This is a genomic window from Enterococcus durans NBRC 100479 = LMG 10746 (assembly GCF_001544215.1).
GTDB classification, from domain to species: domain Bacteria; phylum Bacillota; class Bacilli; order Lactobacillales; family Enterococcaceae; genus Enterococcus_B; species Enterococcus_B durans.
Genome location: NZ_BCQB01000081.1, coordinates 1 through 7,243 on the forward strand (window position 1 = coordinate 1; position 7,243 = coordinate 7,243).

8 protein-coding genes are annotated in these 7,243 nt (G+C 35.3%); 1 reads left to right on the plus strand and 7 read right to left on the minus strand.

Going from position 1 to position 7,243, the window contains the following annotated elements; translation table 11 throughout:
- Positions 1-1,347 (minus strand): ATP-binding cassette domain-containing protein (locus ED2_RS13775; protein ID WP_060789899.1); only part of this gene is annotated, 1,347 nt, incomplete at its 3' end.
- 542 nt (positions 1,348-1,889) lie between these two features.
- Between ED2_RS13775 and ED2_RS13780 the strand changes: the two genes are divergently transcribed.
- On the plus strand, positions 1,890-2,291 hold the full coding sequence (locus ED2_RS13780; protein WP_005878142.1) for a VOC family protein: 402 nt from the start codon (positions 1,890-1,892) through the stop codon (positions 2,289-2,291).
- A 156-nt stretch (positions 2,292-2,447) separates the two neighbouring features.
- Here the strand turns inward: ED2_RS13780 and lplA are convergent, their stop codons facing one another.
- The 6 genes from lplA to ED2_RS13810 all read right to left on the minus strand — a co-directional run bounded on the left by lplA (position 2,448) and on the right by ED2_RS13810 (position 7,111).
- Positions 2,448-3,473 (minus strand): lipoate--protein ligase, encoded by a 1,026-nt coding sequence (lplA, locus tag ED2_RS13785; RefSeq protein ID WP_005878140.1) that lies wholly within the window; start codon positions 3,471-3,473, stop codon positions 2,448-2,450.
- Between the two features lie 350 nt (positions 3,474-3,823).
- Positions 3,824-4,375: a signal peptidase I gene (gene lepB / locus ED2_RS13790; RefSeq protein WP_005878138.1), complete on the minus strand. Its 552-nt coding sequence runs from the start codon at positions 4,373-4,375 to the stop codon at positions 3,824-3,826.
- Positions 4,376-4,761: 386 nt separating this feature from the next.
- Positions 4,762-4,983 carry a YozE family protein gene (locus ED2_RS13795; protein ID WP_005878529.1) on the minus strand — a complete coding sequence of 74 codons (222 nt, stop codon included), beginning with the start codon at positions 4,981-4,983 and terminating at the stop codon, positions 4,762-4,764.
- A complete protein-coding gene (gene msrA, locus ED2_RS13800) occupies positions 4,980-5,498 on the minus strand; it encodes a peptide-methionine (S)-S-oxide reductase MsrA (RefSeq protein ID WP_005878531.1) in 519 nt (172 codons plus the stop codon). Before msrA ends, ED2_RS13795 begins: the two co-directional genes overlap by 4 nt.
- 21 nt (positions 5,499-5,519) lie before the next feature.
- The gene (locus tag ED2_RS13805; RefSeq protein ID WP_005878533.1) at positions 5,520-6,218 is read right to left on the minus strand and encodes a YpmS family protein; all 699 of its coding nucleotides are present in this window, start codon (positions 6,216-6,218) and stop codon (positions 5,520-5,522) included.
- 2 nt (positions 6,219-6,220) lie between these two features.
- Positions 6,221-7,111 carry an SGNH/GDSL hydrolase family protein gene (locus ED2_RS13810; protein WP_005878535.1) on the minus strand — a complete coding sequence of 297 codons (891 nt, stop codon included), beginning with the start codon at positions 7,109-7,111 and terminating at the stop codon, positions 6,221-6,223.
- Positions 7,112-7,243 lie beyond the last annotated feature (132 nt).

Here is a 7,243-nt window from a genome sequence, read left to right on the forward strand (position 1 = left end):
AAGAGGTTCATTATTATTGTTAGGAATATACTTATTCAAACCTGTCTTTCTTAATGATTCTTTTAACAATACTTCATCAGCCGTTTGGAATAATGTGACATTTTCGACAAATGTACCTTCAAAAATAGCAGTTTTCTGTGGGATATACGCAATCTGATCAAATAAACTACTTCTTTTTATTGTGTTAATCTCAGTTTCATTCATTCGTATCTTACCCACTGCGGGTTGTCTGATCCCCATAAGTAGCTCAAGTAACGTACTTTTCCCGGAACCACTTTTTCCTTTTATGGCATACGTTTTTCCCCGATTAAACACATAATTTATATCGGTTAAGATACTTTGTTTATAGCCAAATGAAACATGTTCTAGGCTGATATTTTGAATATTCGAAATTTCATTGACTCGAGTGATTTCTTGCTTGTCTTCATTGATAATTGATAGGAGTTGATCTGCGATTGGTTTACTTGAAGTAATTTCAGTATAACACGTTGAAAAAGCTTGGATTGGACCGGCAATCGTTCCCATCAATGTCGTCATAGCAATTAGTTCTGGTAATGTTGCTCGGTTAGTCAATACAAAGAACCCTCCCACGATCCATGTTCCTGAATAAACAATACTTCCTAGACCATAGATGATCGTGAAGGTTTTGCCCTGTGAGGATTCAAAGTCGATTGCTGCAGTCTTAGTTTCATTGCTACTAGTTGTCAATCGATTCTTAAAACGAGTTGTTGCATTGCTCATTTTAATGAACGGAAGGTTGATTGAGAACTCTTCAAATTTTTTTAAATAACTATTCTTTTTTTTCTGCCAATTTGAACGTTTTCCTTTTAAGACATGTTTACTCAATATTGGACTAACTAATGGGATAAAAGCCAATAAAATCATTACACTTGCTAATAACCCATTGACAAGGAATGATGAGAACAGGGCAAAAACAAATACTGCAATAACTTGTACTGAGTAGACCAGTTGTCTTAAAAAATTCGTTTCAACGATCTGTAAGTCATTGGTAACATGGGCCACTCTAGTTGAAGAGGACTCTTCTATATTCTTTTTTAAGTCATCTTCCATGTAATGATCAATCAAGTCATTTCTTAGCGAATCCATGATGGACTGTACAAGTCGAGTTGAGGTAAGTCTGGGTAAATAATCCGAAATCACTTCAACAAAGAAATAAATAAGGGCAATGACTGCGATCTTGATGAAGTAATCCATCTCTCCTTTGGTGGCTGCTTCCGATAGCAGTTGATAAATGAACGCAATACAAACTGTCATAAAAGAAGCAAAGATGGCTGCAAGTAGATAAGCAATTGTTAAATATTTGTGATTCAAAAAATATTTTTTCATAAAGGCCTCCATTTTTTACTACTAATAGCGCTGTTGACCTAAGTAGGTAACCAATGGATTTGATCATCCTCAAGGAATATGTATCAGGAGATAGACTAGCCTGTGTGTAGTCACAACGAGTTGTTACTTTACACTCTTTTGATACGACCAATCGATTAACTAGCGGTTTGAACACTATTCGTTTATTTTAGATGATAAAAAACGTTGAACAATCATTTTTATCCCTCCTGCAGAAGTCAAATTTTTCTGATATTAGTATCTATACTATCCTAGTACTAAGGCTGTGGTGGAAGCTTCTTTACTTTTGCCACACATCCTTCTTAATTATAGTACAGACCATTGAAGATTTATATACATTGATAATTATCATACAAAATTAATCCTATTTAAGAATTAATATACATTTTTTCAAATACATACAAAAGTAGAAAAGCAAGAAATTTTCAGAGAAATTCGTATATATTCCTTAAACAAATAGTTGAAATTTTTTGACAACGTTTACAAAAAAGCGGATGATGAGTAAAAGAAAGGAGCTGTTGAAAATGAATAGTATGGTTTTTGTTAATTTTCCAGTGGAGAATGTGGATGCTTCTGTCGCTTTCTATGAAAAATTAGGTTTTACAAAAAACGAGGAATTTTCAAATGAACAGGCGAGTTCGATGGTTTGGGATGATACCTTTTGGATTATGCTACTTTCTCACGATTTTTATAAAAAGTTCTTGAAAGATAAAGAAATTGCAGACAATCACAAATCTAGTGGGGCCTTGATTTCGTTTAGTGTAAAAAATGCAGATGCTGTCAAAAAATTTGCAGAAATTGCAAAAGCAAATGGCGGGAACTATCATGCAGTCGATATGGGGATACCAGAGGAAGAAATGTTTTCTCTTGAGGTCCAAGACTTAGATGGTAACAATTTAGAACCTGTTTGGATGAAGATGCCTTAACAAAAACGCTCTCATAGCGAGCGACACGAGCAAAAAAAGTGTAACAATATCTTTTACTGTGTTCATTCGCATATTGAGAGTTTTTTTTATTTTTATTCAATATAATACATATTTACTTTTTTGATTTTTGCCAGTCAAGGGATAATGCAACTATTCCTAAACAACTTCTCCAAAGAGTAGATCAAGCAATCCCTCCATACTAAAATGAGTGATATACTCCGAAATATTCACCTCATTCAGCTTAGTTTTAAGCGATTCATATAGAAATGGCTGACCTTTAAGAGATTCTTCAAGCTCTCTGATATTTTTTTGTCCAAAAAAATCGCCGAAAAAGCGTATATCCGTGATTTTTCCTTTTTTTGTTGCCAAACGGATGTCGATGATCCCTATTGACGGAATGCGTGTACGACGAGTTAAAGTGAACACTGGTGTCTCACCGTAGATCCACTCATCATTGCCGTAGCGGTCATTCACTAATTCGCTGATTTTTTGCTTATCTGCAGAAGTCAGTACTAATTTTTTATCTTCAATTTCAGCTAAATCAGTGACATGATAAAGTTCTTTTAAAAGCGCATCGCGGAAATCTTCAGTCTGCACATATTGGAATTCAGGACTTAAGTATGGCTTGATGTTTGTGACGCTTTTTCGTACTGATTTCGTTGCTTTAGACTCTATCTTTTCTTTTGAGACTGTCAATATCTTATCTAATACAGATAAATCAACATCATACATCAATGTTCCATGAGAATATAACCGATTCTTTTTCGTATACATTGCATTACCTGAAAACTTCATGCCGTCAACATACAGGTCATTGCGTCCACTAGCTTCGACAGTTGTGGCACCCATGTTTTTTAACGCTTGTACAATAGGTGAGGTAACAGTTTTATATTCGCCAAATACTGTCTGATCTTTCTTTGTGACAAAGCTGAAACTAAGATTCCCAAGATCATCATACACCGCTCCGCCGCCAGAAGTTCGCCGTGTGATCGTGATTTTTTTCTGTTGTACGTAAGTTTGATTGATTTCCTCGTAAACATTTTGATTTCTACCGATGATCACACATGGTTCCTGAATGTATAACAGCAATAATGGTTCGTTGCCAGCATAATGATTCATTAAGTATTCTTCAGTGGCTAAATTTTTACGGATATCTCGACTTTCCATGATATGGTACCGCATGAGCAACCCCTCTTATCTGATGTAATTGTTGGTTCTATCTTCTCTTTTCTCCTTCAAAATGGCAACTATTTTGACTAATTACTGTATTATTCACCTCAAATATCTGTACTAAAATTTATTTTTAGTTTACGTAAAGATTAGGGCATTTTCACCTGATAGAGATATACACTATGGAGAATAACAGCCTTGAAAGAAAGAGCGTAAAATAACTATTGGAAACAAAAATAACTCCTTCATAAATAAGTCAAAAGTCACAAAAATCAAAAAGTGATTTTCGTTATTCTCTTCTTATTTATTGGAGTTATACACTTCTACCCATTCGTTTTTCTCATCATATAATATAGCCAGATTCAGCCAATCCATTTTATCTCGTGTAATGGATAATAAACGAACCGAGCTTTCCCTAAAATATCTTCTTGCGAAATCGTACCAAATGATCGACTATCTTTTGAGACCCGCCGATTATCCCCTAAAACAAAATAGCTATTCTCTGGCAATTTTTTTTGATTGATCAATTCTTCTAAAGTAAAATCTGTCGTATACGGTAAACTTTCATGGTCTGTTTTGATATTTTTTGTCAAAAAAGGTTCTTTGACTATTTTTCCATTTACTCGTAACTGATCATTTTCGTAGCTGATTGTTTCACCAGGTAAGCCAATCACTCGTTTGATGTAAATCGTTCCATCTGCCAATTGAAAAACAACAACGTCGAACCGTTTAATTGTTGAAAATTTTTCCATTACTACCATATCGCCTTGCTTCAGTATATTCTCCATTGAATTTCCTTCAACTGGAACTGGAATCAGAACAAATCCTCTGATGATGAATACAATAAAAATGGAGCAGAGGACATATTTAAATACAAGCCAAAAACGGTCTATATATTGTTGTTTTTTTGTCAATATCCATCAATCCATCCTTTAATTTTTTCCTTCTTTCTCCATTATAGAAAATCTAACCAAAAAATGCGACTAGCTGAGTAGCTTTTTTAAATTTTTAACAAATTGTGATCAGTCGCATTTTTTTACTTTTATGCGTCCTCATTTGAAAACACTATCTTTACAAAAAAAGAGCGCTAGACAAAAGTAAGGAATGCTTTTGCCTCACACTCAAAACACGCTTAAACGACAGAAACAAAAGGCATCTCTTGCTAGAAAGTTGCACACTTTTTTGTTCCAATCTCTTTACAAATGATTCAAAAACATCCGCAAGATGTCCAGTTACAATAAACAATACGATGTTCATGCGACCCAAAGAGCTCATCCAATTATCTACGCAGACAACCTGCTCAATGACTATTTTCTAAATATTTTTCCCATACTTCATCAAAAATATCCATTGAAGGTAGGTAATCAACATTCAATTCTAAGTAATCTGAAATTTCTTCGTAGCTTGTACTGTGTTTTGGGAATTGAATATCCTTCCCAGCATCGGTTGCAAAAGAGGAGATCATATCCGTATGTTTTCCTCCACGTAGTGTCATCAAATAATGGTAAAAGCTTCGGTTCACTCTTTTTCCTCCCAGTTATCTTTTATGAATGCTGCTCTTCTTGCATGGTTTCGTTCATAATTTTCAGGATTTCTTTTATAGTAATCTTGGTGTTCATCCTCTGCTAAATAAAAAGGCTTCGCAGATTCGATCATGGTAACAATTGGTTCATCAAATCGTCCACTTTCAGCTAATTTTTGCTTACTTTTTTCAGCAATCACACGCTGCTCCTCTGTAGTATAGAAAATAACAGGTCGATAATTTTCTCCTCGGTCTTCAAATTGTCCGAATGCATCCGTTGGGTCCGTTTGTTGCCAATAGATTTCCAACAATTCTTCATACGTGATATTTTTCGGATCATAGATGATCTCTACTGCCTCTGTATGCCCTGTTGTCTTAGCCTTTACTTGTTCATAGCTTGGATTTTGGACATGTCCTCCTGTATAGCCTGACATGATCGTGTGGATTCCTGGTAATGTATCAAAGGGTTGGATCATACACCAAAAACATCCACCAGCGAAAATAGCTCGTTCCATTTCAATTCCCCCTAAAAATCATTATTGTTTGCTACTCTGTGTTGTACTTTTACTATCAGTTGTTTTTTCATTCGTTGATTCTTTTGTTGATTTTTGCTTCGTATCTTTAGGAAGGTATAAGCTAAAACGAATGTCATCATTGACCAGATCGATTTTGTTCGCTTTGATATACATGCCATTTTGCATACGGAACTGATCTAAACGAAGCATAATCGTTAGTTCGTCCGTGTTGATTTCGATCCAATCAGGTAATTTGTAATTACGTTTGATCATATTCATGACATCTTTGATCGGCAAGCTGAGTGTCCCGATTGAAAGGCTTCGAGCTTTTAACTGGACGTTCCCATTTTCCATCACATAAGGATCAAAATAAAGATAAAAATTGATTGGAAAACCAAGTACTTCAAACGTACCGTTCAACATTGCTTCATTTTCTAAATAAAATTTATACTGGATATCTTGATCTTTTTGATAGTCAGATAAAAAGAAGCTGATCATCTGATTGACTTTTTCTTTATTCGTATTGATCGTTAAGACTGGGTCGCCTTGTCGTTCAGTGATTTCCGGTACTTTGGCAAACTCAGGCTCCCGATTAGCAAAAATCCGAGTGCCTAAAAATATAGACGAACCGAGTACGATTCCTAAAAGGATCAAGAAAGCGAATTTCCAGTAATTCTTCTTTTTTGATTCCGTTGATACATCTTTTGAGCGTTTTTCCATCGCTACTTATCCTCCTTTGGCAGCCATTGTTCTTGCGTTTCTATCAATTTATCACGAACAGCATTTGCCATTAACTGATAGCCTAGATTATTGGGATGGAAATGATCCTCTTCATATAGCACATTATTCTTTGTACCAGAAGAAGATTCACCTGTGCTAGATTGGGTCGTTCCTTCTTCAGCCACTCCAACTTCCTGATTCAATCCTTGGTAGAGCAGATCATTGATCGGGATGAAGTAGCAATCTTTAGAATCTTTAGTAACTTTTTCTGTACTAGCATTCCAGTTGTCCACAATTGTTTGCATATCCGTTATTTCTGGGAAATTCAAATAGAACGGATTATAAATACCAAGCACGTATATCGGTGCGTGTGCATTGAGAGATCTGATTTCTTCGATCAATTTTGTTACATTTTCTTGGTATTTTTTCATTGGCTTCTTGAACGAATTGATGCTGATTCCAAAAAGATCATTTTGGATGACCTTCATCAAATCATTTCCACCTACTGTCAATGTAATAAAATCTGCAGATTCGATATTTTTTTGGATTGCTTCTTTTTTCTTCACTCTTTTTAGGATCTGGTCGCTTCGTTCACCATTTACTCCATAGTTTTCGATTTCAACAGCTGTCAAATCATATCGATCTTGCAAATCATTTGCAACCAATGGAACGAAACCACCTTGTTTCGTTTGATCGCCGATTCCTTCGGTTAAGGAATCACCGATTGCTACATAATGGATCTTTTCCTTGTGATCTGTCGCCTTATTAGCAGTTGCTGCTGGTTTTAACAAAGGCGCCGCTTTTGGGATCGATAACGACAATCCCGCAAAAACGATAACGGCAATCAGTAGCGGGAACAAAACGAGCAATACCTGTCGTTTTGTAAATTTCATTCTTTTCACCTCATATTATTCGATTGTTTCTTATGTTATCAAACTTTCCACTAAAAAAGTAGTAATTACGAAAAAAATAAATAATTTTTCCAAAAGAAAAAGGATAACACAATGGACCGGCCACTGTCTTAT